This window comes from Nonomuraea sp. NPDC050153 (genome assembly GCF_044460125.1).
Classification (GTDB): Bacteria; Actinomycetota; Actinomycetes; order Streptosporangiales; family Streptosporangiaceae; genus Nonomuraea.
In genome coordinates this window covers 71,747-97,754 of the sequence record NZ_JBITJQ010000023.1, presented here as the reverse complement: position 1 = coordinate 97,754, position 26,008 = coordinate 71,747, and the positions used below count along the sequence as shown (strand labels likewise).

At 71.8% G+C, this 26,008-nt stretch carries 26 protein-coding genes; 15 read left to right on the top strand and 11 right to left on the bottom strand.

Going from position 1 to position 26,008, the window contains the following annotated elements:
- Window positions 1-60: 60 nt before the first annotated feature.
- The 3 genes from ACIBQ1_RS40560 to ACIBQ1_RS40550 all read right to left on the bottom strand — a co-directional run bounded on the left by ACIBQ1_RS40560 (window position 61) and on the right by ACIBQ1_RS40550 (window position 2,473).
- Window positions 61-840 (bottom strand): hypothetical protein, encoded by a 780-nt coding sequence (locus tag ACIBQ1_RS40560; RefSeq protein WP_397285478.1) that lies wholly within the window; start codon window positions 838-840, stop codon window positions 61-63.
- Window positions 841-1,215: 375 nt separating this feature from the next.
- Complete coding sequence (locus tag ACIBQ1_RS40555; protein WP_397285476.1) at window positions 1,216-1,551, bottom strand: thiocillin family RiPP; 336 nt, start codon at window positions 1,549-1,551, stop codon at window positions 1,216-1,218.
- Between the two features lie 250 nt (window positions 1,552-1,801).
- Window positions 1,802-2,473 (bottom strand): sulfotransferase family protein, encoded by a 672-nt coding sequence (locus ACIBQ1_RS40550; protein ID WP_397285474.1) that lies wholly within the window; start codon window positions 2,471-2,473, stop codon window positions 1,802-1,804.
- Window positions 2,474-2,611: 138 nt separating this feature from the next.
- Here ACIBQ1_RS40550 and ACIBQ1_RS40545 point away from each other — a divergent pair, with 138 nt between their 5' ends.
- Window positions 2,612-3,229, top strand: coding sequence for a TetR/AcrR family transcriptional regulator (locus tag ACIBQ1_RS40545; RefSeq protein WP_397285473.1), 618 nt, complete (start codon window positions 2,612-2,614; stop codon window positions 3,227-3,229).
- A 101-nt stretch (window positions 3,230-3,330) separates the two neighbouring features.
- Here ACIBQ1_RS40545 and ACIBQ1_RS40540 read toward each other — a convergent pair whose 3' ends face one another.
- Complete coding sequence (locus ACIBQ1_RS40540) at window positions 3,331-4,638, bottom strand: NAD(P)/FAD-dependent oxidoreductase (protein WP_397285471.1); 1,308 nt, start codon at window positions 4,636-4,638, stop codon at window positions 3,331-3,333.
- A gap of 135 nt (window positions 4,639-4,773) precedes the next feature.
- On the opposite strand from ACIBQ1_RS40540, the gene ACIBQ1_RS40535 reads away from it, so the two are divergent.
- Genes ACIBQ1_RS40535 through ACIBQ1_RS40525 form a run of 3 tightly spaced genes read left to right on the top strand, consistent with a single transcriptional unit; the run spans window position 4,774 to window position 7,914 of the window.
- Entirely contained in the window at window positions 4,774-6,189 is a 1,416-nt protein-coding gene (locus tag ACIBQ1_RS40535; RefSeq protein ID WP_397285469.1) for an alpha/beta hydrolase, read from the top strand.
- A gap of 1 nt (window position 6,190) precedes the next feature.
- Complete coding sequence (locus ACIBQ1_RS40530; RefSeq protein WP_397285467.1) at window positions 6,191-7,261, top strand: sensor histidine kinase; 1,071 nt, start codon at window positions 6,191-6,193, stop codon at window positions 7,259-7,261.
- The gene (locus ACIBQ1_RS40525) at window positions 7,258-7,914 is read left to right on the top strand and encodes a response regulator (protein WP_397285465.1); all 657 of its coding nucleotides are present in this window, start codon (window positions 7,258-7,260) and stop codon (window positions 7,912-7,914) included. Before ACIBQ1_RS40530 ends, ACIBQ1_RS40525 begins: the two co-directional genes overlap by 4 nt.
- Before the next feature lie 74 nt (window positions 7,915-7,988).
- On the opposite strand, the gene ACIBQ1_RS40520 is transcribed toward ACIBQ1_RS40525, so the two are convergent.
- Window positions 7,989-8,390: a carboxymuconolactone decarboxylase family protein gene (locus ACIBQ1_RS40520; RefSeq protein ID WP_397285463.1), complete on the bottom strand. Its 402-nt coding sequence runs from the start codon at window positions 8,388-8,390 to the stop codon at window positions 7,989-7,991.
- Between the two features lie 113 nt (window positions 8,391-8,503).
- Between ACIBQ1_RS40520 and ACIBQ1_RS40515 the strand changes: the two genes are divergently transcribed.
- Complete coding sequence (locus ACIBQ1_RS40515; protein ID WP_397285462.1) at window positions 8,504-9,403, top strand: LysR family transcriptional regulator; 900 nt, start codon at window positions 8,504-8,506, stop codon at window positions 9,401-9,403.
- Window positions 9,404-9,718: 315 nt separating this feature from the next.
- On the opposite strand, the gene ACIBQ1_RS40510 is transcribed toward ACIBQ1_RS40515, so the two are convergent.
- Window positions 9,719-10,153 carry an ester cyclase gene (locus ACIBQ1_RS40510; protein ID WP_397285460.1) on the bottom strand — a complete coding sequence of 145 codons (435 nt, stop codon included), beginning with the start codon at window positions 10,151-10,153 and terminating at the stop codon, window positions 9,719-9,721.
- A 108-nt stretch (window positions 10,154-10,261) separates the two neighbouring features.
- Here ACIBQ1_RS40510 and ACIBQ1_RS40505 point away from each other — a divergent pair, with 108 nt between their 5' ends.
- From ACIBQ1_RS40505 to nuoH, 3 genes are read left to right on the top strand one after another with little or no spacing between them, the layout of a single operon-like run.
- The gene (locus tag ACIBQ1_RS40505) at window positions 10,262-10,474 is read left to right on the top strand and encodes a hypothetical protein (RefSeq protein WP_397285458.1); all 213 of its coding nucleotides are present in this window, start codon (window positions 10,262-10,264) and stop codon (window positions 10,472-10,474) included.
- Window positions 10,474-11,274, top strand: a complete 801-nt coding sequence (locus tag ACIBQ1_RS40500) for a helix-turn-helix domain-containing protein (RefSeq protein ID WP_397285659.1) — start codon at window positions 10,474-10,476, stop codon at window positions 11,272-11,274. Before ACIBQ1_RS40505 ends, ACIBQ1_RS40500 begins: the two co-directional genes overlap by 1 nt.
- Before the next feature lie 55 nt (window positions 11,275-11,329).
- Entirely contained in the window at window positions 11,330-12,601 is a 1,272-nt protein-coding gene (nuoH, locus tag ACIBQ1_RS40495; protein WP_397285456.1) for an NADH-quinone oxidoreductase subunit NuoH, read from the top strand.
- Between the two features lie 84 nt (window positions 12,602-12,685).
- Here the strand turns inward: nuoH and ACIBQ1_RS40490 are convergent, their stop codons facing one another.
- Complete coding sequence (locus ACIBQ1_RS40490; RefSeq protein WP_397285454.1) at window positions 12,686-15,931, bottom strand: BTAD domain-containing putative transcriptional regulator; 3,246 nt, start codon at window positions 15,929-15,931, stop codon at window positions 12,686-12,688.
- Between the two features lie 220 nt (window positions 15,932-16,151).
- Here ACIBQ1_RS40490 and ACIBQ1_RS40485 point away from each other — a divergent pair, with 220 nt between their 5' ends.
- The 3 genes from ACIBQ1_RS40485 to ACIBQ1_RS40475 all read left to right on the top strand — a co-directional run bounded on the left by ACIBQ1_RS40485 (window position 16,152) and on the right by ACIBQ1_RS40475 (window position 19,847).
- A complete protein-coding gene (locus tag ACIBQ1_RS40485; protein WP_397285452.1) occupies window positions 16,152-17,681 on the top strand; it encodes an FAD-dependent monooxygenase in 1,530 nt (509 codons plus the stop codon).
- 131 nt (window positions 17,682-17,812) lie between these two features.
- Window positions 17,813-18,628: a class I SAM-dependent methyltransferase gene (locus ACIBQ1_RS40480; protein ID WP_397285450.1), complete on the top strand. Its 816-nt coding sequence runs from the start codon at window positions 17,813-17,815 to the stop codon at window positions 18,626-18,628.
- A 334-nt stretch (window positions 18,629-18,962) separates the two neighbouring features.
- Window positions 18,963-19,847: a class I SAM-dependent methyltransferase gene (locus tag ACIBQ1_RS40475; protein WP_397285448.1), complete on the top strand. Its 885-nt coding sequence runs from the start codon at window positions 18,963-18,965 to the stop codon at window positions 19,845-19,847.
- On the opposite strand, the gene ACIBQ1_RS40470 is transcribed toward ACIBQ1_RS40475, so the two are convergent.
- From ACIBQ1_RS40470 to ACIBQ1_RS40455, 4 genes are all read right to left on the bottom strand, one after another.
- Entirely contained in the window at window positions 19,836-20,693 is an 858-nt protein-coding gene (locus ACIBQ1_RS40470) for a haloalkane dehalogenase (protein ID WP_397285446.1), read from the bottom strand. The two genes, ACIBQ1_RS40475 and ACIBQ1_RS40470, sit on opposite strands and share 12 nt — an antisense overlap.
- Window positions 20,694-20,704: 11 nt before the next feature.
- On the bottom strand, window positions 20,705-20,839 hold the full coding sequence (locus ACIBQ1_RS40465) for a hypothetical protein (protein ID WP_397285444.1): 135 nt from the start codon (window positions 20,837-20,839) through the stop codon (window positions 20,705-20,707).
- Window positions 20,815-21,042 (bottom strand): pyridoxamine 5'-phosphate oxidase family protein, encoded by a 228-nt coding sequence (locus ACIBQ1_RS40460; protein WP_397285442.1) that lies wholly within the window; start codon window positions 21,040-21,042, stop codon window positions 20,815-20,817. Before ACIBQ1_RS40460 ends, ACIBQ1_RS40465 begins: the two co-directional genes overlap by 25 nt.
- A 370-nt stretch (window positions 21,043-21,412) precedes the next feature.
- Window positions 21,413-22,297 (bottom strand): TIGR03620 family F420-dependent LLM class oxidoreductase, encoded by an 885-nt coding sequence (locus ACIBQ1_RS40455; protein WP_397285440.1) that lies wholly within the window; start codon window positions 22,295-22,297, stop codon window positions 21,413-21,415.
- A 126-nt stretch (window positions 22,298-22,423) separates the two neighbouring features.
- On the opposite strand from ACIBQ1_RS40455, the gene ACIBQ1_RS40450 reads away from it, so the two are divergent.
- The 4 genes from ACIBQ1_RS40450 (at window position 22,424) to ACIBQ1_RS40435 (ending at window position 26,001) form a co-directional block, all read left to right on the top strand.
- A complete protein-coding gene (locus tag ACIBQ1_RS40450) occupies window positions 22,424-23,005 on the top strand; it encodes a TetR/AcrR family transcriptional regulator (RefSeq protein WP_397285438.1) in 582 nt (193 codons plus the stop codon).
- 445 nt (window positions 23,006-23,450) lie between these two features.
- Entirely contained in the window at window positions 23,451-24,281 is an 831-nt protein-coding gene (locus tag ACIBQ1_RS40445) for a TIGR02452 family protein (RefSeq protein ID WP_397285436.1), read from the top strand.
- A 323-nt stretch (window positions 24,282-24,604) separates the two neighbouring features.
- Complete coding sequence (locus tag ACIBQ1_RS40440; RefSeq protein WP_397285434.1) at window positions 24,605-25,783, top strand: erythromycin esterase family protein; 1,179 nt, start codon at window positions 24,605-24,607, stop codon at window positions 25,781-25,783.
- Window positions 25,784-25,845: 62 nt separating this feature from the next.
- Window positions 25,846-26,001 (top strand): hypothetical protein, encoded by a 156-nt coding sequence (locus ACIBQ1_RS40435; RefSeq protein WP_397285433.1) that lies wholly within the window; start codon window positions 25,846-25,848, stop codon window positions 25,999-26,001.
- Window positions 26,002-26,008 lie beyond the last annotated feature (7 nt).

Here is a 26,008-nt window from a genome sequence, read left to right as displayed (position 1 = left end):
ATTCGTCATCAGCGGCAAAAGCCGCCAGAAACAACTAACACCGACGTGTCGTGATGTTCATCATTTCTGGTAGTCAGGATTTCCTGATGGGAGCCGCTGCTCCCGATGCGCGAACCCGCGCATCTCTCTCTGGGCCTCGCGGGCCATGTCGAGCATCCGGCCCAGCTCTTTCTTGACGGTCTCCGCGTCGCCCTCGACGTCGGCGACGACCCTGCGGCCCTGTTCGGCGATGGCGTCGATCCGGCTGCCGAGGATGCCCTCCAGCTCGCCCATCGCCCGCGCGCGCTGCGCCGCCACCTCGACCATGGCCAGCTCGGCCCTGGTCGCGTAGAGGACCCGCGCCGTTTCCGCGAAATGCGTCAGACCCGCCAGGGGAATGGCCGCCACGGAGACGGACAGGGTCCAGGACAGCCCGCCCACGAGATCGTCGCCGAGCAGCATCGACTTGACCGTTTCGGCGACGGCCACCAGCAGGAACGCGGGCAGCGGGTACGGCCTGGGGAGGATGCCCAGCGCCATCGCGGCGAGGAAGACGCCCGACGCGGCCCACCACTCGCCCAGGAACGGAATCGGCAGGTAGACCAGGAGCGCCATGACCCCCACCGCCCACCGGTGCCACGGCCCGCGCGGGCCGGTGCAGCCGGCCACGATGTAGAGGGCGAGGACCGCGGTCGCCAGGAGGATGCCTGGGATGCGCCAGGGGTGTGGATTCTCGATGTAGTACGCGAACGTGGGAAAGATCAGGTAAACGGCGAACGCCACGATCGCCGCGCGGCCGAGCCGCACCTCGAGTGGCGCGCGAGCCGTCGCCCTCGAACCGGGAACCCCTGTCTGGGTCACAAGCGGATCATGACAACCGATCTCGGCGGAGGCAACGCATCACTGATGACTTTTCACGTTTATCGGCTTTTCGAGGCTTCCGTACCGGCACCGGCCCCGCGCCGTCCACCCCGATGCCACCGGCCCGAGGCTTGGCCGTCACCCGCGAACCCGCCACGATCGCCGAGCCCGCCACCGCCCCGGCCGGTAAGACGTCCGTCTGCCCGAAGGGATGTCCGCCCGCTCGGCCGGGAGGACGTCCATTCGCTCGGGGAGACGCTCGCCTTCCCCGCCGGGGGCGGGGCGATGGTGGCACCCGGCGGCGGCGGGCCACCGGGTGCCACGGCAAGGGGCATGGGGCGCGCCGCGGGCCGGACCGCGCCCCAAGCGGCACCGTCAGGACTCCACGGCTCCCGCGCAGCCGAAGGTGGAGGCGGTGGCGACACAGCCGGTGAAGCAGCTGACCGAGCTGGCGGAGCCGAAGCAGCCGTCGGCCGGGGCCTCGGTGCCGGCGGCGACCTCGAGCTCCTCGATGCTGAACTCGCCGGCGGGCTTCGGGGGCAGCGGCGGCGTGGCCACGCCCTCCGGGTAGGCGATGCCGTACTCGGCCAGCATCAGGCGAGGCTCGCGGCCGTAACGGCCCTTCACGTCGTCCTCCGACCACGCGGCGGCGATCAGCCTGGCGAACTTCTTGCGGTCCTCGTCACCAAGAATGTAGAGGCTTTCGGCCATCGGGCCCACTCTCCTTCCGCCTCGGCTCGCAGCCGAGATCCGATGGGAGTGGCAGCGGGCATCTGGACTGCTCGCTGCCCCTTGTTGCAGGTCAAGCCTCGCCCGCCAGGCCCTTCGCCGGTAGAAACAACTAACACGAACCGCCTGTGATAACTGTCATGTGACACTCCTCCCCCGGCGAACGACCACGACAGGACCGATGACCCCGCTCATCGCACAGCCCCGGACGATCGGCGTGCCCTCCGGCCGCTCAACGGGCGCCGAGGTCGTTGATCCGGTCCCGCATGCCGGCCGCGGTGTTCTCATGAGGGAACGGCTCGTCCGGGACCGGAAGGCCGAGCGCGGCGCACAAGGGCTGCCAGCCGTCGGCCGGCTGCCATTCCAGCAGCCGGTGCGCCGGTACGGTGGCGCGGACCTCGGCCAGGTGCCGCTCGTAGGCCGCGATGACCTTGTCGCGGTCGAGCGGGTCGTCGAACGCGCCCCCGAACATGGCTCGCATCATCTCCTCCATGGCGCGGGCCTGCTCGGGCGTGCCGTGGGCGACCATCGGCGGCCGCCCGCCGGTGAAGTCCCCGAGCGCCAGGCGACGCGCCCCTTCCAGCACCGTCTGGTCCATGCTCCGGTACCAGCGCTCGGAGCTTTCCCGCCGCGACAGCAGCACCAGCGCGTCGGGGTAGGCGGCGGACAGCTCGCGCCAGAACCACGACACCGGCCAGTCCACCCCGGCGGCGTACTCTCCGAGGAAGCGGGGCCAGTCCGGCATGACGCCCGCGTAGGCATCGCGCCAGACCGCGGCGTCGTCCAGCCGCCCGAACAGCTCCCTCATGTGGTAGCAGGGCGCTCCGAGCAGCCGCTCCAACGCCGCTTTCAGCGACGTCGTCCCCGTACGCGGAAACCCCGCCCCTATGACTCGCAACCCCATACCGGCCTTCCTCTCTCGATCATGCCGACGCGTACAACGCTTTTCCTACCGGCCGGTTAGTAACTTACTTGCCGACCGACCGGTAAGCAACAGGGTGTAGACTTCGACCAAGCTGAGCTGAACAGCAAAGGACGCGCGATGACGAAGACCGGACAGCCGACGGGCACCCGGCGCAAGGGCAGCCAGACCCGAGCCGACATCCAGCAGGCCGCGCTGTCACTCTTCACCGAGCGCGGCTACGACGCCACCTCGATGCGCGAGATCGCCGAGCAACTCGGCATCACCAAAGCGGCGCTCTACTACCACTTCGACAGCAAAGAGGCGATCATCCTCAGCCTCTTCCAGGACAACATGCGCGCACTCGACGACCTGCTCGAATGGGCCGCGGACCAACCGATCACCCCCGATCTGCGCGCCGAGTTCCTGGGCCGCTGGATCGCCCTGAGCGCCGGTCAGGGACTGCGGACCATGCGCTTCGCCGCCGCCAACCACGCCGCGCTGCGCGCGGTCATGCCCGCCCGGCAGGGCGGGCCGCTGGAGCGCATCGGCAGGGCGGCACAGCTCCTCCTCGGCCCCGACGCGCCGCTCACCGACCACCTGCGCATGCGCATGGCCCTGCTCAGCGTGCACAACGCCGTGCTGGCCGCCCAGGGCACCGATGCCACGGACGACGACATCCTCGCCCTCGCCACGCAAGCCGCCACACTGCTGATCAGCGACCTGTCGCCGGCACCACGACTCCCCCGGCCCGAGTGAGCACGACCGGCCGCCAGGAGCTCGCGGACGGGCCCCCTCACTGCTCTGTCGCGATCATCAGGCCGGTTCCCTGTCAGGGCGACCGTCCGTGACGCGCGAGGTCACGCCGCCCGCGGCAGCTCGGCGGCCGCCCGGAACTCCTCGTCCGCGTGCTCGATGGCCCCGAGCTGCACGGTCTCCCGCCGGAAGAACATCGACAGCGCCCAGTCGGCCAGCACCCGGGCCTTGTGGTTGACCGTCGGCACCCAGGCCAGGTGATACGCACGGTGCGCCAGCCACCCCAGGAACCCGGTCAGCCGCAGCCGGTACACCTGGGCGACGCCCTGGTGGTGCCCGAGCCCGGCCACCGAACCGAGGTAGGCGTGCCGGTACGGCTTGAGCCGCCGCCCCCTGACGTGCGCGACGAGGTTGCGGGCCAGCAGCTTGGCCTGGCGTACCGCATGCTGGGCGTTGGGCCCGGTGAACTCGCCGGGCCGGGTCAGGTCGGGCACCGCGGCGCCGTCACCGGCCGCGAACGCGTCCTCCAGCCCCGCCACGGTCAGGTATTCGGTGGCCTGGATCCGCCCGAGCCGGTCCACCGGCAGCCCGCTGGCCGCCGCCAGGGGGTTCGGCCGCCCGCCCGCGGCCCACACCAGCGTCCCGGCGTCCAGCGCGGTGCCGTCGCTCAGCACCGCCACACCGCCCTCGGCCGAGGCCAGCCGGGCGCCGAGCCGCACGTCGACACCGCGCCCGCGCAGCGCGTCCACGGTCCAGCGGCCGAGATCCTCATGCAGCTCGGGCAGGATCCGTTGGGTGGCCTCGACCAGCGTCCAGCTCAGGTCGGCCGGCTCGATGCCGTCGTGATAACGCGTCGCCTCGTCGGCGAGCCCCTGCATCTCCGCCAGCGCCTCGACGCCCGAGAACCCGCCGCCGACCACCACGAACGTCAGCGCCCTGCGCCGCACCTGCTCGTCATCGGTCGAAACGGCCGCGGCGAGCTGGCCGAGGACGTGGTTGCGCAGGTGGACGGCCTCACCGATGGTCTTGAAGCCGACGGCGTGCTCGGCCAGCCCGGCGATGGGCAGCGTGCGGATGACCGACCCCGCGGCCATCACCAGGATGTCGTACGCGATGGTCCTGGCAGGTCCCTGCACGGGCCGGAACTCGGCGCTGCGCGCGGCGTGGTCCACGCGGGTGACATGCCCGGTCAGCACCCGCACGCCCTTCAGCACCCGCCCCAGCGGCGCGACCACGTGGCGCGGCTCCACCGCCCCGCCGACGGTCTCGGCCAGGAACGGCTGGTACGTCATGTACCCCTTCGGGTCCACCACCGTGACGCGCACCTCGCCCGACCGGACCAGCCTGCGCAGCCCCATCGCGGTGTACATACCGACATATCCGCCACCGACGATCAGAATGTGCTTGCTCATTTCCATCTCCTTCCGGGTCTTTCACCTACAGGACGTGGCGGCCCCGGCGTTTGTGACACGAGAACGGGCGCGACGCGTGAGGATCTATCGAAAGGTGGACGACCGGCGACAGGCCCCTCGGCGAGGCTGAGGGACATGAAGAAGACGATCATCGCCGTACTCGGCGCCATGCTGCTCCCCGCCTTCGCGGGGACGCCCGCGGCGGCCGATACCGGGCTGTCCTGGCAGGACTGCGGGGACGGCCTGCGGTGCGGCCGGATCACCGTGCCCGCCGACTGGGCCGCTCCCGAGGGCGAGCGGATCACGCTGGGGCTGGCCAAGCTGCCCGCTCGGGATCCGGCCGCCAGGCAGGGCACGCTGGTGCTCAACATGGGTGGTCCCGCCCAGCAGATCTCGATCCTGCGGCAGGCGCAGAGCTCCTTCGCCGGCCTGACCCGATGGTTCGACGTGGTGGTCTTCGACCCGCGCGGCTTCGAGGCGAGCGCCGAGGTGCGCTGCCCCGATCCGGCGCCATGGGCCACGAACGCGGAGTGGGTGTTCCCCGACCGCGCCACCTACGCCCGGTACACCGAGCGGAACCGCCGCTTCGGTCTCGGCTGCGCCGACGCCGCCGGCCCGCTCGCGGGCAAGCTGAACTCCTGGCAAGGGGCCCGCGACATGGAGGCGGTCCGGGTGGCGCTGGGCGAACGGAAGCTGAACTACTTCGGCAACTCCTACGGCACCGTCCTCGGCGTGGCCTACGCCGAGGACTTCCCCTCCCGCGTCGGCCGCATGCACCTGGACAGCCCGATCGACCACACCAATCGATCATGGACCGCATGGCTGCTGCCCAGGGCGACGACCAAGGAACGCAACCTCCGCCGCTTCGCCGACTGGTGCGCCACCGACCGGAGCTGCGCGCTCCACGGCCGCGACGCGCTCAAGGTCTGGGACGAGGTCATGGCCCGAGCCGCCGAACGACCGATCCCCGCGCCCGGCGCCGGAGCCGGCGCCACGGCCGGTGCGACGTTGATCGCCTCCCGCGCGACCGTCGCGTTCGAGGCGACGTGGCCCGAACTGGCGAAGTCCCTCGCCGAGGCGTACGCGGGTGACGCCACCCGATTCGCCAAGCCGTTCCCCGGGGCGGCCGATCCCGCCCTCAGCAGGGTCACGACCTGCGCCGACTTCCCGTTCCCGACCGCATGGCGCGAGGTCAGGGCCCTGGAACGGCGGCTGAGGCGCGTCGCGCCGCGCATCGGCTGGACCGCGGCATGGCCGATGGCCAACCTCTGCGCCGGACTCCCCCAGATGACGCCCTTCCCGCCCCATCCCGTACGCCCGCGCGGCCTGCCACCGATCCTGATCGCCGGCGGCGAGTACGACGACACGGCGCCGCCCGCGCACGCCCGCCGGATCACCGCGCAACTCGGCGGCGCCCGCCACCTGACGGCCAAGGGCGGTCATGCTCTCTACTGGAGCGGCAACCCCTGCGTCCGCGACCACGTGCACCGCTACCTGACCACCGGACAGCTCCCGCCCGCGGGCACGACCTGCGGTCCGGCATCATCGTGACATGCACTGGCTGAGGGAGGCCCTGCTCGTCGCCGGCGCCGCGACCGTCGCGGCGCTGCTGACGGCGCTGGAGGGGCGGGCCCCGATCGACGTGTCCCTCCTGGCCTTCAGCGCCGGCGTCAGCCTCCCCCTGCTCGTACGGCGGGCGCTGCCGCTGACCGCCGCCATGACGTCCGCGGTGATCGCGCTGGCCGGGATGGCGCACCTGCACCGCTGGGAGGGGATGCTGGTCACGATGGTCCTGTTCTGCGCGGCGGTCTACCACCGGCCGCGGCGCCCCGGCCTGGTGCTGGCGGTCTCCACGTGCTGGGTGGTGGGCATCGGCCTGGTGATCGGCGGGGCCGTGCCGGCCCTCACCACCATGGTGATCATGAGTGTCGCCCCGGTGGCCACCGGCTACGCGCTGCGGCTGCACCGGGACCGGGCCGAGCAGACGCTCCGGTTGCGGCGGGCCGAGGCGGAACGCGTGCTGGCGGAGGAGCGCACCTGGCTGGCCAGGAACGTGCACGACAGCGTGGGCCACCACCTGACCGCGATCCGGCTGCAGGCCGCGGCCGCCCGGCGAGCGCCCGGCGACGTCTCGGCGCAGCGGACCCTGGAGACGATCTCGGACCTCTCGCTGTCGGCGCTCACCGAGGTGCGCGACCTGCTGCGAACGCTCAACGAGCACCCGGCCGCCCTCCAGCCCGGCATCGCGGACCTGGAACGGCTGGCCGGGCGGCTCTCCTCCGCCGGCCGAGCGATCACGATGCGCCGCTCGGGGACAGGGGGTGTCCTGCCGCCGGCCGTCGACCACACCGCCTACCGGGTGGTCCAGGAGGCCCTGACCAACGTCGTACGCCACTCGAACGCGACCGCGGTCACCGTCCTCCTGCGGCAGGACGATCGCGGCCTGCGCATCGAGGTCCTCGACAACGGCGCCCCGGCCCAGGCGCCCCAGGTCGAGGGCCACGGCATCCGCGGCATGCGGGAACGGCTGCTCCTGCTCGGTGGCACCCTGTCGGTGGGACCGGCGGAAACGGGCGGCTGGCGGGTGCTCGCCGACCTTCCCAGCGAAAGGAACGCGTGGTGACGATCCGGGTGCTGGTCGCCGACGACCAGGAGGCGGCGCGGGAGGCGCTGCGGCTCATCCTCGACGGCGAAGCCGACATCGACGTGATCGCGACGGCCGCCGACGGCGCCGAGGCGGTGCACCAGGCGCTGTGGCGGCGGCCGGACGTGGTGGTGATGGACCTGCGGATGCCGGGTATGGACGGCATAGCCGCCATCGGCCGCCTCTCCGCCGCCGAATCCGCCCCCCGCGTGCTCGCCCTGACCACGTTCGACCTCGACGAGTACCTGTTCGGCGCGCTGCGCGCAGGAGCGGCCGACTTCCTGCTGAAGGACAGCGACCCCGACGTGCTCGTCACGGCGGTCCGCGAGCTGCACCAGGGCAGGGGGCTGATCGACCCGCAGGTCACCGGCCGCCTGATCAGCCGCTTCGCCGCGCTGTCCCCGCGCCCCGCCACACCTGAGCTCGGCCTGCTGACCCCGCGCGAACACGACGTGCTGCGCCTCCTGGCCCGAGGGCTGAGCAACGGCGAGATCGCCGCCGCGTGCACCATCGAGGAAGGCACGGTCAAGACGCACGTCAACCGGATTCTCACGAAACTCGGCCTGCGGACCCGCGTGCACGCGGCGATCTACGCCCACGAACACGGCCTCGTCACCCGCCACGCTCCCTGACCGTCCGCTCACGCACCGATGGAGACGCCCACCACGAAGAACCAGGATCCCCGCAGGCTTGGGCGTACCGCGCCTCAGCCGGCGTTGGTGATCGGCAGCAGGCCGCGCCCGCCGAACACCTTCTTGGCCACGAGGGTCGCGTTGATCGCGCGCGGCATGCCGCAGTAGACGGCCGAGTGCAGGAGCGCCTCGGAGATCTCCGACGGGGCCAGCCCGACGTTCAGCGCGGCGTTGATGTGCACCTCCAGCTCGATCTCGCAGCCGCCGAGCGCGGTCAGCACGCCGAGGGTGATCAGTTGCCGGTCGCGGGGCGGCAGCTCGGGGCGGGCGTACATGTCGCCGAAAGCCCACGCCACGACCTGGTGGCCCAGCTCGGGCGAGACGTCGGCGAGCGAGTCCACGACCCGCTGTCCGGCCTCGCCGTCAACCTGCTCCAGCACCTTCATCCCGTATTCGTAGCGTTCCTGGCGGTTCATCGTTTTTCTCACTCTCTGGAGTGGATCGGATGACTTCATCCTGCCGCCGGAACGAGCCGAGGACTGCCTGAGCGCGCACCTTTCCTATACTTGCCATGCCTGGGAGGTATGGGATGGAACTGCGGCTGCTCACGTACGTGGTGACGATCGAGGAGGAAGGCAGCCTCAGCGGCGCCGCCCGGCGGCTGCACATGACGCAGCCGACCCTCAGCCGCCAGCTGCGCGAGCTGGAGCGGCAGGTGGGTGGCGCCCTGTTTCTGCGTACCGGGCGCGGGCTGCGCCCCACCCCGGCAGGGGAGGCCCTCGTACGGCGGGCCCGCACCGTCCTGGCCGAGGCGCAGGCCGCCCTCGACGACGCGCGGCTGGCCGGGCAGGGGTTGTCGGGCCGGTTCACCGTCACCTTCGCCGGCTCGGGCATCAACGGCCCGCTCGGCGCGGCGCTGGGGCGGCTGCGCCGCGAGCTGCCCCGCGTGGACCTGCGGCTGCAGGAGAGCTTCAACGACGCCGAGATGTCCGATGCCGTGCTCAGCGGGCAGTGCGACCTGGCCGTCCAGCGGCTGCCCGCCCGCGACGCCCGCCTGACCACGCAGGTGTGGTGGCACGAGCCGCTCACGCTGTTCCTGCCCGCCGGGCACCCGCTCGCGTACGGGCCCGAGCCCGCCCCGCTGACCGCGCTCGGCCAGATCCCCCTGGTCATCTGGCCACGCGAGGTCTCACCCCGTTCCTACGACGAGATCATCGCCCTGTGCCACCAGGCCGCCGTCGTGCCGCGCGTCGGCGCCGAAGGCCGCAGCAGCCAGACGCTGCTGGCACTGGTCGCGGCCGGATTCGGCGCCGCCGTTCTGGCCGACTCACACCGGGCGCTGCGCCGCGTCGGGGTGACGCCGCGCCGGCTGGCCGGCACCACGACCACGCTCCACCTGGTGTGGCGGGCCGACAACACCGGCCCGCTCCTCCGCCGCGTCCGCGACACCCTGGCCGACCCGCGGCAGGACCGGCCGTCGACGGGCTGACCCGGCGCCCGCACACCGCGCTCCGGCGACCGGGGCGTCGAGCGTCGAGCGGCTGGGCGTCCGGCCGAGGTGGCGTTGCGGGCCGATGCTCGCCACCCTCCTGCTCGCGTGAACCAGCTCGGTCGCCGCCCTGGTCGTGGCACCCCGCCCCACCCACGACACCCGACCGGAACGGCCACTTGACCGGCGCGGGCGGATCCGCGGCGACTGTCCATGCCTCCCGCGCGGTCAAGCCATAGGCTCACACCCTGCACCGCGTGAGTTCGAAGCGGGTGGCCGGGACGAACAGCGCGGCCTCGGCCGGACTCCGAGGCACTACGCCTGGATGAGGCCGAGTTGCCGCAGCTGTGAGTAGACGTCGACGACTCCCCAGACGTCGATGATCTGGCCGTCGGCGAAGCGGGCGATGAAGATCTCGTTGTAGGTGACGGACCTGCCGGTCGGGGGCATGCCCCGGTATTCGCCGGAGTTGGTCCCGGTGACCGTCTGCCGTGCGACGATCTTGTCTCCCTCGGCGACCAGGTCCTCGAGCGTCACGTGAATGTCGGGGAACGCGCGCAGGAGGATCTCCCACACGCGCTTTTGCGCCTGCACCGCGGTCACGTCAGCCCACTCCGCCGCGTGGAACCGCCCGTCCGGGTGGATGAACTCGTCGATCGCCTTCGAGATGACCTCCAGATCGCCGCTGTTGACGGCCTCGTGGAAGCGGTGGTACGTCTCCTTGTTGCGTGCTTCCTGAGCTGTTGACATGTCGCCTCTCCTCGGGTCGGGACGCCTTTCGGTGAAACCGGCGTCTCAATGGTTACCGACGATTCAGCCCCTCGGATTGTGACGGCGGCGGGCAGAGGTGGCCCATGAATGCGGGCCATCGGATCCCCCAACGCCCGCCACTGCGAACTCGAAGCGGTCAGCGACGACGGGCGCCCGCTCGACCTGGTCCGGATCGGCGCCGACCAGGGTCTGCTCGCGACGCCGGTCACCCACCGGCTCCTGCCGCTCGCACCGGTTGTCTCCCGGGCAGCGCCGAGGTGCCACGGGATCGATGAGACCAGGGCAGGCTTGCCGGTGTGATGGCGATTCATTCGCTGCCCACGCAGCTACAGGCGGAGCCGTACCAGATGATCACCCGCAGGTCGCCGCCGCACCTGCGGCCGTACGTGCTGGGGTGGGCCGGCTTCCGCACCCGGGCGGGAGAGCACGCCCACCCCAGCCGGATGCTGCCGCTCAACGCCGCCACCCTGATCATCGACTTCACCGGCATGGGCCCGATCGTCACCGGCCCCCGGGCCACCGCGACGTTCTCGGCCCACACGCCGTGGCGTCACGGGGTGGTGGCCGGGCTCACCCCGGCCGGGATGGCGGCGCTGACGGGGACGTACGTACGCGAGGTGGCCGGCACGACCGCGCATCTGGGCGACCTCCTCGGCGCCCGTGCCGAGGAGCTGACCGGCCGGCTGATCGCGGCGGCGAGCTGGGCGGACCGCTTCGACCTGCTGGAGGAGCGGCTGACGGCGTGGCTGCGCCCCGACACCGGCCCCGACGGCCTGATCATGCATGCCTGGCGGCGGCTGCAGGAGCCGGCCGGCCCGCCCACCATCGCCTCCCTCGCCGATGAGTTGGGCGTCAGCCGTCGTTATGTCGAGCTCGGATTCCGCCGGGTGGTGGGCCTGTTGCCCAAGACGGTAGCCCGGATCGCCCGATTCCAGCGGACCCTGGACACGTGGAGACGGCCGTCGGCCACGCTGGAGAAGGCCGTCGCCTGCGGTTACGCCGACCAGCCTCACCTCACCCGCGAGATCCGGGCGATGGCGCAGATGACGCCGAAACAGCTGTTCGCATTCGTTCAATACACCGATCGGCTCACCGGTTAGCGTGACCTTCCGCTCCGGACCGAACGAGTGCCGGGGCAGGAAGGGGCAACACGTCATGGCAGGCGTTCTCGCGGCCGATCCCACCCTCGCCGACTTCGGCAAGGACCCGCTGTGGATCACCATCGTCAAGGCGGTGATGTTGTTCGGCTTTCTGGGGCTGGGGGTCGTCTTCGGGGTCTGGTTCGAGCGCAAGCTGATCTCCAGGATGCAGAACCGGTACGGGCCCAACCGGGCCGGCAGGTTCGGCCTCCTGCAGTCGGTCGCCGATGCGATCAAGATGGGGTTGAAGGAGGACCTCTTCCCGCGGACCGTGGACAAGGTGCTCTACCTGCTGGCCCCGGTCATCATGGTGATCCCGGCCTTCCTGGCCTTCTCGATCGTGCCGTTCGCGCCGATGGTCAACCTGTTCGGCGTGCGGACGCCGCTGCAGATGGTGGATCTGCCGGTGGCGGTGCTGTTCATGCTGGCCATGGGTGCGGTGTCGGTCTACGGCGTGGTGCTGGCCGGGTGGTCGTCGCGTTCGCCGTACGCGCTGCTGGGCGGTCTGCGGAGCGCGGCGCAGGTGGTCTCGTACGAGATCGCCATGGGCCTGTCGTTCGTGGCCATCTTCCTGTTCGCCGGGACGCTGTCCACCTCGGAGATCGTCAAGGCGCAGGGCGACACCTGGTTCGTCTTCCTGCTGATCCCGTCGTTCCTGATCTACGTGGTCTGCATGTTCGGCGAGGCCGCGCGTATCCCGTTCGACCTGCCCGAAGGCGAGGGTGAGCTGGTCGGCGGCTTCCAGACCGAGTACTCCTCGTCGCTGAAGTTCGCCCTGATCATGATGGGCGAGTACCTGCACACCTTCACCGCCTCCGGGATAGCCGTGACGCTGTTCCTGGGCGGCTGGCGGGCGCCGATCCCGATCTCCTGGTGGGAGGGCGCCAACCAGGGTTACTGGCCGGTGCTGTGGTTCCTCATCAAGTTCGTGCTCACGTTCAGCTTCATCATCTGGGTGCGGGCCTCGCTGCCGCGCGTGCGTTACGACCAGCTCATGTCGCTGGGCTGGAAGGTGCTGATCCCCGTCAACCTGGCGTGGATCCTGCTCGTGGCCGGCGTGCGCACCGTGGTGCTCTACGAGGAGACCCGGATGATCGCTCTCGGGGTCACCGGGCTCGTCGTGATCGCGGGGCTGGCCATCTGGATGCGGTTCGACACCGTCAACCAGCGGCGCAAGGAGGCCCGGAAGGCTCAGGTCGAGGCCGAGTTCGAGGACCTGTCCGAAGAGTCGACGGAAGGCGGCTTCCCGGTGCCACCGCTCGACCTGCCGCACTACCACGGCGTTTGACGACAGTGAGAGCCCGGGACAGGACGCGGGGAAGCGAAGAGCCGATGCACTCTGCCGGCCCCGCGTATGCGGCGCCCGGCTGGATCACTCGGGATCCGGGTGAGCCGTCCTGAGTTCCCGGCGCAGCCGGGCCGGGTCGGCTTCGGTCGCGGCCGTCCTCCCGTCCAGCTCCCAGCCCTTCCCGTACGCCGCGGCGAAGGCGTCCTCGCCCAGCGCGGCCCGCCCCCGGCGGGTGAGCTCGCGAACCTGCCGATCGGTGCGGTCGTGAGCGCCGCGCAGCCGGGAGGCGGCGCCGAGCAGGACGGCCGACTCGTACTGCCGCCCGTGCGCCTCGGCGAGCGCGGCCACGTTCACCGCCACCAGCGACAGGATCGGCAGGTCCCGGGTCTCCAGCGCCGCCGCGTACGACTCCTCCAGCGCCTTCTCCGCGCCGGTCAGGTCACCCTTCTCCAGGCAGAGCGCGGCCCGTACGCCGCCGGCCAGCGCCCGCGCGTGGTCACCGGGGAACGTGGTGTCGCCGCGCAGACCCCGTTCGGCGTCCTCGAGCAGTTCCCGTGCCCGGTCCAGGTCGCCGAGCCGCACCCGGAGGGCGGCTTCCCACGCGTCGACCAGGGCCGGCATCTCCGGCGAGGCCGCGCGCAGCGCCCGCTCCCGGGCCGAGTCGATCATCGCGATCGCCAGGTCGGTGTCGCCGCGCCGCAGGTGCAGGTCGATCCAGCGCAGGTCGCCGAACACCTCGTCGCCGAGGCTGAACGAGCCGAACTCACCGGCCAGCGACCGGGCCTCGCGCAGGTCGGCCAGCGCGCCGTCGAGGTCGCCGTCGTACTGCCGCAGCTGGGCGCGGATCGGCAGCGCGGTGGCCTGGCCCCAGCGGTCGCCGACCTGCCGGAAGCAGGCAAGGGCGGCCTCCACGTCGGTGCGCGTCCTGTCGAGCTCGCCCGCGTTCTCGGCGAACTGGGCCCGGAACATGCGGGCCAGCCCGGACAGCCACACATCGTCGCCGTCGGCCAGGCGCTCGATGATCGCGAGCGTGCTCTTCTCCAGGAACGCCGGCGGGAGCGCGGCGAGCGCGCCGTATGCGCCGGGCAGCTCCGGGTACGCGAGCAGCCGGTCGGCCAGCTCGCGCAGCTGCGCCTGTTCGTCCGCGGTCTCCTCGGCGGTCGTCCCCTGCCGGGTGCCGATCCGGTTGATCAGGTGGATCGCGTGGGCGCAGTCGCGATCGGGCGTCGGCTCGCCGCCGGGCACCGCCAGTGCCTCGCCCAGCCAGTAGGCCGCGTCGGAGTGCCGGCCGAACATGTGCCAGTACCAGGTCAGGTTCAGGGCGAGAGCGACCGCGCCGGGGGCGTCGCCGGTGTCGCACCGCCGGCGTAGGGCGGCCAGCGCGTTGTCGTACTCGGCGCTGATGACGCGCATGGCCGCCGGCTGGCCGGGCCCGCGCAGCTGCGGGTCCTGCCGGGCCATCAGCTCGGCGAAGTAGCCGGCGGCCAGGTCGCGGACGGTGCCGAGGCCGCCCGTCTCGGCCAGGCGGTCGGTGCCGTACTCGCGCAGCGTCTCCAGCATGCGGTAACGGCCCGGGTCGGGCGCGAGCTGCAGCAGCGACCGGTCGACCAGGCCCGCGAGCAACTCGGGGATCTCGGCAGCCGGCACTGCGGTGCCGGCGCAGACCGCGGCGGCCGAGGCCGGCGTGACGCCGCCGGGCAGGATCGAGACGCGTTCGGCGACCGTACGCTCCTGCTCGCTCAGCAGCTCCCAGCTCCAGGCGATGACCGCGCGCAGCGTGCGGTGCCGGGGCAGCGCGGTACGGCTGCCGGTGGTGAGCAGCCGGAACCGGTCGGACAGCCCGTCGGCCAGCTCGGGCAGAGACAGCGTCCGCAGCCGGGCCGCGGCCAGCTCCAGCGCCAGCGGCATCCCGTCCAGGCCGCGGACCACCCGCCGGATCTCGGGCAGCGTCGTCTCGTCCACGTCGAAGCCCGGGCGCACGGCCGCGGCCCGCTCGGTGAACAGGCGTACCGACGTCGCCCGCCGGGCCTGCTCGACGCCGTCGTCCGGGTCGGGCAGCGCGAGCGGGCCGAGCGGCACCAGCGCCTCGCCGTCGACCGCGAGGGGTTCGCGGCTGGTGGCCAGCACGCGCAGCCCGGAGCATCGGGACAGCAGTGCCTCGACCAGGTGGGCCACGGCGTCGATCAGGTGCTCGCAGTTGTCGACCAGCAGCAGGCTCTCCCGGCCGCCGAGCTGGTCGACGAGTACGTCCAGGTCGGAGCCCTCGACCCGCATCCGGGCCTCGAACATCGCGCCGCCGCGCAGCCCGATCCCGGCGAGCACGGCCGCGCCGGCCTTGGCCGGCTCGGTGACCGAGGCGAGGTCGATCATCCAGGCGCCGTCGCGGTACTCGTGGCGGTGGCGGCGGGCGGCCTCGACGGCGAGCCTGGTCTTGCCGGCGCCGCCGGGACCGAGCACGGTGACCAGGCGCCCGGCGGCGAGCAGCGTGTCGATCCGGGCGAGGTCGGCGTCGCGGCCGATGAAGCTGGTCAGCGGCGCGGGCAGGTTGCTCGGCCTGGTCCGCGCGGCGGGGGCGGGCCGCTCGGCCCGCAGCAGGCGCAGGTGGCGTTCGCGCAGGGCGGTGCCCGGATCGGTGCCGAGATCGTCGGCCAGGGTTTCGCGGACCCGTTCGTACTGGGCCAGGGCCTCGGCCTGGCGCCCCTGGGCGGCGAGCGCGTCCATGAGCAGCGCGGCGGCGTGCTCGTGGGCGGGGTGCTCGGCGAGCAGGGCGGTCAGGCGGGTGGCGGCCGCGTCGGCGCGGCCCAGGGACAGCTCGGCGGCGGCGAGGTCGGCGACGGCCTCGACCGAGGCGTGGGCCAGCCGGGTCGCGGCGGCGGGCGCCACCGCGGCGACGGCCGTGGGCTCGGTGCCGGGACGGTCGCCCCACAGCGTCACGGCCTCGCCGAGCAGCGCCGCCGCGGCAGTCGGGTCGCCGGCGCGCAGGCGGTCACGGCCTGCGGCGGCGAGCTGCTCGAACCGCAGCGCGTCCACGTCGGCCGCGTCCGCATTCAGCCGGTAACCGCCCGCGACCTGCGTGACGTCGCCGGCCGAGCCGAGGGCCCGGCGCAACCGCGAGACGAGGGCCTGCAGGGCGTGGGCGGCGCCGGCCGGCGGGTCCTCGGCCCAGATCGCGTCGACCAGGGCGCCCGGCTCGACCGCGCGGCCGCCGGCGAGCGCCAGCCGTACGACCAGACCCTGCAACCGCGCACCCGCGACGGGCAGAGCGGCGTCACCACGAGACACCTCGAAGGCGCCGAGCAGCGTGACTCGCAGCCGCGCACCCCCGTCCATCTCCCAATCTTCGCGCACGTGCCCTCGCGTCCCCAAACCAGGGCGATGCCTGGCCTCCTCTGCTCCTGGGCGCTGCCGGCCCTTCCCGTCACGCCGCGCCGGGTGCTCGAACGCGTCGCAGGAGACGTGTCAGCGCCGCGTGTGCCCCGTGTGAGCGGCCCGCGTCAGTCTTGGCGTGCCTGAAGAGAATCGGATGGCGAGCTTCGGAAGGGGAGTTCTCGTGCATGACGTAGTGATCGTGGGTGCCGGCCCGGTCGGCTTGTTCCTTGCCTGCGAGCTTGGCCTCGCGGGCTGCGATGTTCTGGTGCTTGAGCGGGAGCCGGAGCCCCGTTCCCCGTGGAAGGCGGACCCGCTCGGGATGCGGGGCCTGTCCGCCGCGTCGGTCGAGGCGTTCTACCGCCGCGGGATGCTGCACCCGCTGCTGAAGGCGTCGGGTGTCGACGACGATCCCGGCGCGGACGAGCCGGCGCCCCCTCGTGGCGTGGGCCACTTCGCCGGCATGATGCTCGATCCGGCCAAGGTCGACGTCGCCGCCCTGCCGTTCCGGCTTCCCAGCCCGGTGATGGAGGGGGTGATGACCAACCTCGAAGCGGTCGAGACGGTGCTGTCCGAGCGGGCAGCCGTGCTCGGCGTGGAGGTCAGACGCGGCGTCACGGTCTCGGCCATCGCGCAGGACGATGAGATCGTGGTCGCGCGGGCCGGCGAGCACGAGTACGCGGCGCGCTGGCTCGTCGGCTGCGATGGCGGGCGCAGCGCGGTGCGTGGGCTCGCGGGCTTCGACTTCGTCGGCACCGAGCCGCAGTTCACCGGCTACGTCGCGCTCGCCGCCATCGCCGATCCCGGGAAGCTGGGCCCCGGGTTCAATCTGACGCCGACCGGCATGTACCTCCAGATGCCCGCGGACGGGCACGTCGGCATGATGGAGTTCGACGGCGGCGCGTTCGATCGCTCGCAGCGGCCGACCCGCGAACATCTCCAGGCGGTCCTGCGCCGTGTGTCCGGCACGGACGTGACGTTGAGCGAGGTCCATCTCGCCTCGAGCTTCACCGATCGGGCGATGCAGACGACGACCTACCGGCAGGGGCGCGTCCTGCTCGCGGGCGACGCCGCCCACATCCACTCTCCCCTCGGAGCGCAGGGCCTCAACCTCGGCATCGGCGACGCCATGAACCTGGGGTGGAAGCTCGCGGCGACCGTGCACGGGCACGCGCCGGACGGGCTTCTCGACACCTACACCCGCGAGCGCCATCCGATCGGCGCGTGGGTGCTCGACTGGACGCGCGCCCAGACGGCGGTCATGCGGCCGGGCTCGCATGCCCAGACGATCCAGGGGTTGATTCGCGACCTGCTCGGGACCCGTGACGGAACGACCTACGTGTTCGAGAAGGTGTCGGGGTCGTCGATCCGCTACGACCTCGGCAGCGAGCAGCCGCTGGTCGGCCGCAACGCCCCGGACCTTCGCCTTGAGGACGGCACTCGCCTCGGCGACCTGACGCAGGACGGACGAGGCGTCGCGCTCGATTTCAGCGTCGACCGACGCCTGCACGATTCGGCGATGGGCTGGGCGAGTCGGATCCGGTACGCGGCCGGGCCGGCGAGAGACGACCTCGGATTCGGCGCCGTGCTCGTCCGGCCTGACGGCATAGTCGCCTGGGCCGGTGATCGCACCCCTGATCGTGAAGCGTTCGAGCGGGCCGCCGGCCATTGGTTCGGCAGTCCGTCTTCCCAGGCCCCGCCCGAGATCGGATAGCGGGATCACCAGCAAGGCATGGACGGCGACAAGATCGCCCGCTCTGAGATGAACAACCGCTCGTCGGATGGACGGGCCACAAGGCCGCCCTCGGAATAAGATAAGCCTCACCTAACTCACCTGGAGCGGGTATGACCGATGGCAAGATCGACGGTGCGGCCCTGGACGGTGTGGCGGCCACCTGTCTGTGGACGCTGCGCAACCGCGCCGAGGAGTCGATGCACCCCGGCTCGGCGTTCCACGACCCGCTGGCGGAGCGCCTTTACCGCAGGATCGACTACGACTACGAGCGGTTCGGCAAACCCAGCCAGAGCCATCCGATGCGCGCCCTCGCCCTGGACCTCGCCATCCGCGCCTACCTGGAGCTGCATCCCGCCGCCACTGTCGTCTCCCTCGGCGAAGGGCTGCAGACCACCTACTGGCGCCTGGGGCGGCCCGACATCGACTGGCTCTCTGTGGACCTGCCACCCGTCATCGACCTGCGCAGACGCCTGCTCCCCCCGGAACCGCGCATGACCGCGATCCCGGCCTCGGCGCTGGACCGCACGTGGATGGACGTCCCCGATCCGGCGCGTGGCGTGTTCATCTCCGCCGAGGGTCTGTTCATGTACCTCGAACGCGACCAGGTGATGTCCCTGATCGCCGAGTGCGCCACGCGCTTCCCCGGCGGGCGGCTGTTCTTCGACTCGATACCCGCCTTGTTCAGCAACCGCACGTTAAAGGGCTATCGCCTGTCGGCCCGCTACACCGCGCCACCCATGCCGTTCGGTCTGTCGGTGTCCGAGGCCGCCCGCCTGCCCACGCAGATCCCCGGCGTGGCCACCGCCGAAGACCTGCAGCCACCACCCGGCCGCAAGGCGTGGCGGTCGAGAACGCTCCGGAAGATCGCGGTCCTGCCCGGCCCGCGCGATCTGCGCCCGTCGATCACCCTGCTCAGCTTCGCCTGATCTGGGCGAACGACGTGGCGGAACCGGTCAACGGCCCCTCGGCCCTCCACATAGGCTGCCACCGCCGCGACGATCCATCGGCGGCGAACACCTCGGCCGAACGCGAGGTCACCGAAGGCGATACCGATGAAGGCGCTGATGCCCGGACTCGTCGTCGGCTGCACCGCGTCGGCGATCGTCGCCGACGTGCCCTTCAGCGTACGGTTCGCGGTGTCGAAACCCGCCCTGACGTGCCAGATGCCGAGGTCCGGTCAGCGCATGCCGGTGCGCTTTCGGCGTACGGGAGCCGTAATTCGGTGGCACCGGCCTGAGGCACGTCACTAGCCTTACGCCGATGATCTACGAGCATCCCCTGGCCTACCTGCTCGGCCTGGAAGGCGTCGCTCTGCTCCGGTCCTTCAGAGGCGAGCACGACCGCGAGTTCGTCGAGGCGCGGCTCACCGAGATCCGCAAGCTTCTCGACGACCACACGCTGGCCGACGCCGCCGTTGAGGTCGCCCGCGTGGACACCGTCGAGGGCTATCGCGTGTGGTCGAAGACGTACGACGGTCCCAATACGGCGTTCGACCTCGACGAGCCCTTCATCAGGGAGATCGTCGACGCGCTGCCCGCGGGCGACGCCCTGGACGCCGCCTGTGGCACCGGACGGCTCGCGGCCTGCCTGGCCGGCCGCGGGCACCGGGTCCTCGGCGTGGACAGCTCGCCCGACATGCTCGGCCGGGCCCGCGAGCGGGTGCCGCAGGGCGACTTCCGCCTCGGCGACCTGGATCGGCTGCCGCTGCCCGACGACGCCGTGGACCTGGTCGTCTGCTCCCTGGCGCTGACACACGTACCCGTGCTGGACCCGGTGCTGGCCGAGTTCGCCCGGGTGCTGCGGCCCGGCGGGCACGTGGTCGTCTCGGACATCCATCCCGCCGGGGTGGCGCGCGGCGTGATCCCGTGCGTACGCCTGCCGGACGGGCGACCGGCCCGCATCGCCACGTACCATCACCCGATCGGCGACTACGTCCGCGCCGCCTTGGCGGCCGGCCTGCAGGTGCGCCGCTGCGAGGAACCGGTGCTCGAATCCGGTGGCGCACCCGTGCCCGCCGCCACCGAGAGCCTGGGGCCGTGGGAGGTGTGGCCGTGGGCCCTGTGCGACATGGTGCCCGAGGCGGCACGGGCGGCCGCCACGGGCGAGCCGTCGATGGTCGTCTGGCAGTTCGAGCTAGCCCGTTAGTTCGGCCGGCCAGCTCTCGATGGCCGCCGCGATGGCCAGGGGCTGGTCCTCCGGCGTGTGATGCCCGGCGACCTCCTCGTGCCGCACGATCTCCAGTGCGGCGACGTTCTCCGCGCACCAGGCGACGGTCTCCTCCGTCCACATCGTGCCGACACCGGGACGGAACACCACCATCAGTTTCGGCACCTCGACACTGGTCGCCAGCCACCGGTCGAACGCCTCGATCCTGGCCACGACGTCGGCCGGCTCCCCGCCCAGCGGCAGCGAGCGCGCCCAGCGCAGCTGCGGCAGGCGGCTCTCCCTGGTCGGGTACGGGTTCGTGTACGCGGCCAGGTCCTCCTCGGTGAGCGGGGTGGTGACAGTGGTGGGCAGGCCCTGCCGGAGGAAGGCGTCCTCGTCGAGGATCATGGACTCGCCCACGCCCTCGGTCTTGATCGCCCGGAACAGGTCACGGCCGTCCTCGGGGAGTTCATCCCAGCTCATCGGCTTGACGATGGCCTCGGTGAAGGCGATCCCGCGTACCCGGTCCGGGTGGCGGGAGGCCCAGTCGAAGGCCAGCGCGCCGCCCCAGTCGTGGCCGACGAGCACCACGTCGTCGAGGCCGAGGGCGTCGAACCAGGCCTCCAGGTAGCGGGCGTGGTCGGCGAAGGTGTAGTCGATGGCGGGCTTGCCCGACTCGCCCATGCCGATCAGGTCGGGAGCCAGGAGACGGCCGTGCCCGACGGCGGGCATGACGTTGCGCCACAGGTAGGAGGAGGTGGGGTTGCCGTGCAGGAACACGATCGGCGCGCCGGTGCCGAGCTCCCGGTGGTGCATGGTGGAGTCGAGCACGTTCTGAAAAGGCATGTCGGATCCGTTCAGGTGTTGAGTGTCATGGTGCGGTCCACCGCGATCTCGATCACGACCCGGCCGGGCGGCGCGGGCGGCGGCGAACCGTAGCGTCGGAGGTAGCGGCGGGCGGCCTCGGTCACCCGCCGCGGATCGTCGGACACCGTCGCGGTGCCCTCAAGGGTGACCCAGCGGAACCCGTCGACCTGGCAGAGCGCGACGCGGCGACGGTCAGCACTCGGGCCGTTCCCCTGTCGCCGTCCCAGGTGAAGCGCACCGCCACCACGTGCGGGGACCCGTCGGGCCGCAGGGTCGTCAGCGTGGCCACGAGGGGTTCGGCCAGGAAGGACCGCACCGAGCCGGTCATCCCGTAACTGCGATCATGGTTCAGCCCCATCAAGTGAGTTAGTTGACTGACTCAGTTCTGAGACCTTAGCGGCGAACGAGGAGTCTGTCCACTGCCAGTCCGCCACCAGCTCCGCCATGGACGACCGCCGCGCCGGATGGCCCGCGGCGCCACCGACTGCGGCGGGCCCGCGGCGACGCTATGACGGGGCCTCAGCCGCCGTCGCGGGGATGTATGACGCCTACGCCGGGTCGTTGGTCGTTGTCATCCCGGCCTCGTCGTGAGCGCCGACCGTGCCCGCCCGCGCCGCGGATCGGTCATGCTCGGGCGGGACACGTTCAGCCGAAAGGCCGGAGCGGCGCGCGAACCTGCCCCCGCCCCGGATCCGGTGTCACCGGAGGCGGGGTGCGAGCCGTTCGAGCTGGTCGACGGCCGAGGGGAGATCGTCGGCCAGCGGCTGCAGCAGGACGTGGTCGGCCCCGGCATCGCGGTGCGCGCGCAGGCGCCGGACGATCGCGTCCTCGTCACCCCAGGCCAAAGTGGCGTCGATGAGCCGGTCGCTGCGGCCGTCCCTCAGGTCGTCGTCGCCGTAGCCGAGTCTGCGGTAGTTGGCCGTGTACGGGGTTTCGACGTTGCGTTGGCCCATGCGCAGGAGGGCACGCATCCGCTCCCGGGCCGAACCGGGGTCGGGATCGAGGATCAAGGCCTGGTGCGGGATGAGCAGCGGTTCGGGCCCGAGCGCCTTGCGGGCGATCTCGGTGTGCTCGACCGGCTGGAGGAAGGGATGGACGCCGTCGGCCCGGTCGACGGCGAGCCGGTGCGCCCTGGGGCCGAGCGCGGCGAGCACCCGGGGATAGCGGACCTCGGGCAGGAGGCGGGCCGCGGCCTGGTCCAGTGCGTCCAGATAGTCTCGAAGCTGGGTGAGCGGGCGCTCGCCCGTCTGCCCGCCGAGGCCGAGGACGAGCCGTCCGGGGTGGGCCTCCGCGAGCGTGACTGCGGCCCCGTGCATCGCCGCCGGATGGCGCGCTCCGATGTTGGCGATGCCCGCGCCGGCGACCAGCCGCTCGGTCGCGCCCAGGACGATGGCGAGCTGGGCGAACACCTCCCGTCCTCCGACCGGCGAGGAGGCGGGCGGCTCTCCGGTCCAGAGCGACCCGTACCCCAGCCGCTCGATCCGGGTGAACTGCTCGCGCTGCACCGGCACCGGCGTCCGCAGCAGCGTCATCGGCGCGATCCACACTCCGAACCCGCCGAGCCTGTCGCGCGTCTCCCCCATGTCCATCTCCATCACTCCTCGATCACACCAAATCGGAGGACGCCTCCGATTATCCGTAGGCTAAGATACGGAGGCAGGCTCCGGTTGGCAATGGCGGAGAGCGGACACTGACGAAGGGAGGCGCGGATGGGCGACGGGACGACCGCGCGGCCGATGCGGGCCGACGCCCGGCGCAACCGCGAACGACTCCTCACCGAGGCCCGCGCGGCCTTCGACCAGGACGGCGTCTCCGCCTCGCTGGAGGATGTCGCCGCCCGCGCCGGCGTCGGGATCGGCACGCTCTACCGGCACTTCCCCACCCGTGACGCGCTGCTGGAGGCTGTCCTGCGCGAGCGGTTCGACGTGCTCGGCGCCGAGGCCCATGCCCTGCTCGGCCATGACTCTCCGCGTGAGGCGCTCGTCGCGTGGCTGCGGCGGTTCGCCGAGGCGGGCACGACCTACAGGGGACTGACGGCCGCGCTGTCGGCGACCCTCCAGGACGAGACCTCAGCCCTGCACGCTTCGTGCGCATCGATGCGTACGGCGGGCGAGGCCCTGCTGATCCGGGCCCAGCGCAGTGCGGAGGTCCGCGCCGATCTGACCGCGGTCGAGCTCTTCACGCTGGTGTTCGGGGTCGCCTGGGCACACGAGCAGGCGCGGAGACCCGACCCGGGCGGCCGCCTCGACCGGCTGCTCGGCCTGCTGTTCGACGGCCTGTCCGCAGGTTAGGCCGAAGGCGCGCACACCGTACTCAAGAGGGCCCAGCGGTCGCGAGTGGCCCATCATTTCTGCCGGGTGAGCACCGTCTTCGCACCTCGCCCCGCCAAGCCTTCGGGACCGGTCCCGGAGACGTGCTGGTTTACGGCTCCCCCGAGCCCCGGCCCATCCGCCGGCACACCGACCAGCATGCCCACCCCGTCGGCGCGGCCCCTGCCGCGCGCATCCGACGGCAAGCGCTACTCGGCCTGTGGGGACGGCACGTGCGAGATGGCCATCTCTCGGCCGATGCGCGTCACCGTGAAGGGCGGCCGCCTGTCCGTATGCAGTTGGTCGGCTGGGACAGTGACCAGGCCGCGGTCCTGCGGTTGGTGTCGGGCTGACGCGCGGATCGTCTGATGGCCGCGCCGACAAATCGTTCGATCGCGGCGGTGATTTCGTTCTACCATGCGGACGCGTGGGCAACAGATTGAGCGGTATCGCGGCGGTGAACGAGCGGATCGCCGCCGACGGCCACTACACCGCCGCGGACGGCACCCTCGTCACTGTGAGTGCCGCGTTGGAGGCGGCGATCACCGGTACGGTGAGTCATCCGCCGGATGAGCCGATCGCCGCCCCGGCCCCCGCAGGCCGTCGGACGTCTTTCGAGGTCACCGCGGAAGGCAGCCTCCAGGCCGCGCGGCGACTGCATCTGGCAGGCGCCGAACGGATCGCCGTGCTGAACTTCGCTTCGGCCCGCAATCCCGGGGGCGGCTACCTCGGCGGGGCCAAGGCGCAGGAGGAGGACCTGTGCCGCGCGAGCCTGCTGCACCCATGTCTGCTGAATGCTCCCGACTACTACGCCGCGCACCGCGCCTCCTCCGACCTGCTCTACAGCCACCGGGTCATCTGGTCTCCCGACGTGCCGGTGCACCGCGACGACCACGGCCGGCTGCTGAGCGAGCCGTACCTGGTCTCGTTCCTGACCTCGCCCGCGCCCAACGCCGGGCAGGCGCTGCGGCGCGACCCCGGCGCGGGGCCGCGGATCCGGCAGGCGCTGAACGAGCGCGCCGGGCGCGTGCTGGCGGTCGCCGCGCACCACGGCGCACGACAGCTCGTGCTGGGGGCGTGGGGGTGCGGGGTGTTCCGCAACGACCCGCGAGACGTGGCCGCGGCCTTCCACGCCCATTTGGCCGAGGGCGGGGTGTTCGAACGGGTGGTGTTCGCGGTGTGGGACCGGTCGCCGGAGTCGGCCAACCGGGCCGCGTTCGCCGAACGCTTCGGGGAGCCGGGCACCAGGGCTGAGTGAACGCGTCGAGGCCGACCGGGGGACGCCGCGTGCGCCCGCCGGCGGTCCGCCGCGGGTACGCCAGAGGCAGGTCGGCACCGACGACGAGGCGGCGGCGGCCGGAGTAGGAGACCTGCCATTCACTTCCGCCACCGCGGCCGCTCTGACCTGGTGCCGGAGCGGTCCGGCCGCCTCGGCGACCGAACTCTGAAGGCGAGGGCCCGGGCGGGCGGGCAGGGCCCGCTCACCTCATGGATTCATCGCCGATTGAAGGTCTACGGTGGTGTGAACAGGCGATTCCACGGCAAAGCTTACATCGAAAGTTCAACGATACCGTTTAAGCCATGGACATCAAGGACACAGCACGTCCGCTCGACGGCGCGGGCATCTCGGCGTTCCTCCGGTCGCTTCCCGCCCGGCCCCAGTTGCTCGGCCTCGGCGAGGCCAGGCACTTCGTGGGGGAGTTGGGCGAGTCGCGCAACGAGATCTTCCGGCATCTGGTCGAGCACGAGGGTTACCGGTCGTTCGCGATCGAGAGCGACTGTCTCATGGGCCTCGTGGTCGACGACTACGTCACGACGGGCGCGGGCACGCTCGACGACGTCATGGAACGCGGCTTCAGCCACAACTTCGGCGCGGCACCGGGCAACCGCGAGCTCGTGCGCTGGATGCGGGCGTACAACGAGGAGCATGACGAGAAGCTCAGGTTCTTCGGGTTCGACGGCCCTCTGGAGTATTGGGCGGCGAGCCCGCGCCAGGCGCTCACCGCCCTCCACGCCCTTCTCGACGGCCCGCTCCCCTACACCGTCGAAACCCTCGACACGCTGCTGGGCCCCGACGACCGGTGGGCGAACGAGGCCTCGGCCATGGATCCGTCCCAGTCGATCGGCCAGTCCGCCGACGCCCAGCGGCTGCGACTGATCGCCGACGACCTGGTGGCCCTGCTCGACACGCAGGCGCCACGGTTGAGCGCGCGGGACAGGGAACTGGCGGCGCTGTACGGGCGCACCGCCACCAGCCTGCTCCGCTACCACCACTGGATGGCCGACACGTCCCCGTCACGGTGGCCCCGGCTGTCGGCACTGCGGGACGCGATGATGGCCGCCAACCTGCGTGCCGTCGCCGAGCACGGCCCGGCCCTGGTCTTCTCCCACAACCTCCACCTGCAGCGGAACAAGAGCCTCATGTCTTTCGGCGACCAGCGGCTGGAGTGGTGGAGCGCGGGGGCGATCACCAGGACGTACCTGGGCGATCGGTACGTCTTCCTGGCCTCGGCCCTCGGCACGATGGGCACCGACGTCCCGCCCCCGGACACGTTGGAGGGCATCCTGTCCGCGCTCCCCTGGGAACGCTCGCTCATCGACGCCCGCCACCTGGCCGAAGCCGTCTCACAGCCGAGTCTGCGCGTCTCGCAGGACCACGCCTACTTCCCGCTGGACCCGGCCCATCTCGGCATGATCGACGGCATCGTCTTCCTCAAGGAGACCGTCAAGCCCGATGACAGCGCGTGGCAGTCGGCCTGACCTGACAGCCACGCACACCGTCCATATCACGGGGGATCGACCACTCTGCTCACGATCCACGCGTGTTTGCCGACCTGGCGGACACGGGTGAACCCGTTCTGTTCGAAGTGCTCGACGGTCGCGCTGAACAGGAAGCGGCCCGCCGGGACGGCGGGTCGGTGAAAGCCGGGTGCGGCGCGCGAGCGGCAGGCTGGCTTCACCCAGGCAAGCTGTCGTGACACAAAG

What these genes read in the sequence shown, in the direction of transcription:
- ACIBQ1_RS40555 (WP_397285476.1), bottom strand. Translation starts at nt 1,551, where the DNA reads ATGGCCGAAAGCCTCTACATTCTTGGTGACGAGGACCGCAAGAAGTTC.
- ACIBQ1_RS40550 (WP_397285474.1), bottom strand. Translation starts at nt 2,473, where the DNA reads ATGGGGTTGCGAGTCATAGGGGCGGGGTTTCCGCGTACGGGGACGACG.
- ACIBQ1_RS40545 (WP_397285473.1), top strand. Translation starts at nt 2,612, where the DNA reads ATGACGAAGACCGGACAGCCGACGGGCACCCGGCGCAAGGGCAGCCAG.
- ACIBQ1_RS40540 (WP_397285471.1), bottom strand. Translation starts at nt 4,638, where the DNA reads ATGAGCAAGCACATTCTGATCGTCGGTGGCGGATATGTCGGTATGTAC.
- ACIBQ1_RS40535 (WP_397285469.1), top strand. Translation starts at nt 4,774, where the DNA reads ATGAAGAAGACGATCATCGCCGTACTCGGCGCCATGCTGCTCCCCGCC.
- ACIBQ1_RS40530 (WP_397285467.1), top strand. Translation starts at nt 6,191, where the DNA reads ATGCACTGGCTGAGGGAGGCCCTGCTCGTCGCCGGCGCCGCGACCGTC.
- ACIBQ1_RS40520 (WP_397285463.1), bottom strand. Translation starts at nt 8,390, where the DNA reads ATGAACCGCCAGGAACGCTACGAATACGGGATGAAGGTGCTGGAGCAG.
- ACIBQ1_RS40515 (WP_397285462.1), top strand. Translation starts at nt 8,504, where the DNA reads ATGGAACTGCGGCTGCTCACGTACGTGGTGACGATCGAGGAGGAAGGC.
- ACIBQ1_RS40510 (WP_397285460.1), bottom strand. Translation starts at nt 10,153, where the DNA reads ATGTCAACAGCTCAGGAAGCACGCAACAAGGAGACGTACCACCGCTTC.
- ACIBQ1_RS40505 (WP_397285458.1), top strand. Translation starts at nt 10,262, where the DNA reads ATGCGGGCCATCGGATCCCCCAACGCCCGCCACTGCGAACTCGAAGCG.
- ACIBQ1_RS40500 (WP_397285659.1), top strand. Translation starts at nt 10,474, where the DNA reads ATGGCGATTCATTCGCTGCCCACGCAGCTACAGGCGGAGCCGTACCAG.
- nuoH (WP_397285456.1), top strand. Translation starts at nt 11,330, where the DNA reads ATGGCAGGCGTTCTCGCGGCCGATCCCACCCTCGCCGACTTCGGCAAG.
- ACIBQ1_RS40490 (WP_397285454.1), bottom strand. Translation starts at nt 15,931, where the DNA reads ATGGACGGGGGTGCGCGGCTGCGAGTCACGCTGCTCGGCGCCTTCGAG.
- ACIBQ1_RS40480 (WP_397285450.1), top strand. Translation starts at nt 17,813, where the DNA reads ATGACCGATGGCAAGATCGACGGTGCGGCCCTGGACGGTGTGGCGGCC.
- ACIBQ1_RS40475 (WP_397285448.1), top strand. Translation starts at nt 18,963, where the DNA reads ATGATCTACGAGCATCCCCTGGCCTACCTGCTCGGCCTGGAAGGCGTC.
- ACIBQ1_RS40470 (WP_397285446.1), bottom strand. Translation starts at nt 20,693, where the DNA reads ATGCCTTTTCAGAACGTGCTCGACTCCACCATGCACCACCGGGAGCTC.
- ACIBQ1_RS40460 (WP_397285442.1), bottom strand. Translation starts at nt 21,042, where the DNA reads ATGACCGGCTCGGTGCGGTCCTTCCTGGCCGAACCCCTCGTGGCCACG.
- ACIBQ1_RS40455 (WP_397285440.1), bottom strand. Translation starts at nt 22,297, where the DNA reads ATGGGGGAGACGCGCGACAGGCTCGGCGGGTTCGGAGTGTGGATCGCG.
- ACIBQ1_RS40450 (WP_397285438.1), top strand. Translation starts at nt 22,424, where the DNA reads ATGGGCGACGGGACGACCGCGCGGCCGATGCGGGCCGACGCCCGGCGC.
- ACIBQ1_RS40440 (WP_397285434.1), top strand. Translation starts at nt 24,605, where the DNA reads ATGGACATCAAGGACACAGCACGTCCGCTCGACGGCGCGGGCATCTCG.